Annotated in this window: 1 protein-coding gene; it reads left to right on the top strand. The window is 70.6% G+C overall.

What is annotated here, in order from left to right:
- A partial coding sequence (locus I55_RS06825; RefSeq protein WP_148293606.1) for an AraC family transcriptional regulator occupies positions 1 to 719 on the top strand: 719 nt, incomplete at its 5' end.
- Between the last annotated feature and the right edge of the window lie 756 nt (positions 720 to 1,475).

Below are 1,475 nucleotides of genomic sequence, written 5' to 3'. Positions count from 1 at the left end.
CGCTGCCGATGTATCTGTGGCATCCGTGCGGTTCACCACCGTTACCAGGCGTGGTGGCCAAAACGGTCAGCAACCCGGCCGACCACCGCCAGCCCTGGCTGCGCACCCTGCTGGCGGCGCTGTCGCTGTGGCTGCTGGTGGCGGTGGCCTTCGACACGGTGGACGTCCTGCTGGCCCCGCTCAGCTATTATGACCGCTTTCCGCAATATCTGGCGTTCGCCGCCATCATCCTGGGCCTGGGGCTGGAAGGCTGGCGCCACGCCGCCACCGCGTCCCCCGTGATGGCCGCCAGCCCACCGCCGCAGGCATCCGCCCCGGCGCGCGACCGCGACTGGACCACCCAGGGGGAGCGCTGGCGCGCCGCCATCCGCCAGGAGGGCTGGTGGCGGGAACCGGGCCTGACCCTGGCCCAGGTGGCCCAGCGCCTAGGCACCAACGAGACCTATCTGTCGCGCGCCATCAACCAGGGCCTGGGCTCCACCTTCAGCACCCTGATCAACGGCCTGCGGGTGGAGGCGGTGCAGGCCCGCCTTCCCACCACCGAGCCGGGGGAACTGCTGGCCCTGGCGCTGGACTGCGGCTTCGCCTCCAAGGCCAGCTTCAACCGCGTGTTTCGGGAACGCACCGGCCAGAGCCCCAGCGCCTGGCGCGCGGCTCAAAAGCCGGAAAATCACACATTTATGGGGAATGAGGCGACGACTGTCGGCGATGCCGAGTAGCTGGGAGGTCCCGGCCGTACCACCCAGAGGCGTCAATGCGCGTTCCCATCGCTTTCGTGATCCTATCCCTGGCCAGCGCGCTACCACTCCCCGCCGGGGCCGACACCCCCAGCTACACCCCGCTGGCTCTGACCCCGGCGCAGGCGCAAGCCGACGTGGCCCTGCTGCGCCAAGGGTTGGAAACCATCCACCCCGGCCTTTACCGCTACGCCAGCCCGGCGGACATCGGCAAAGCCTTCGACCGGCTGGAGCGGACGGCGGCCCAGCCGGTGACCGACCTGGCCCTGTGGCGGGCGGTGGCGGAGATGTTGGCCACCATCCACTGTGATCACACCAAGCCGGAAGCCCCACCCGCCGTCGAGGCGTGGCGCACGGCCAACGCCACCCACCTGCCCTTCCGCTTCACCGTGGTGGAGGGGCGGATGATGGTGCTGTCCAATGACGGCCAGCCCGGGTCGCCGCCGGCCGGCGCCGAAGTCACCGCCCTGAACGGCATGCCGGTGCCGCAGGTCCTGGGCACGCTGGCGGCGGCGGTCGCCTATGACGGCGCCACGACGCCCAGCATCGCCGCCAAGCTGGCGGATGACAGCGACCTCATGGGCGACGATGTGGATGAATACTGGCCCGCCTATTACGGCTTTCCCGATCGCTGGCGCGTCGATTGGAAGCGGCCGGGCGACACCAGGCTGTCGCACGCGGACCTGGCCCCCCCTGACTTTGCCCGCTGGCGCGCCCTGGCGGGCCCGNCGTCCCCTA

This window comes from Azospirillum sp. B4 (assembly GCF_000333275.1).
Taxonomy (GTDB): Bacteria; Pseudomonadota; Alphaproteobacteria; order Azospirillales; family Azospirillaceae; genus Nitrospirillum.
Note: the sequence above shows the minus strand (reverse complement) of the source record. Positions and strands in the feature narration are given on the sequence as shown.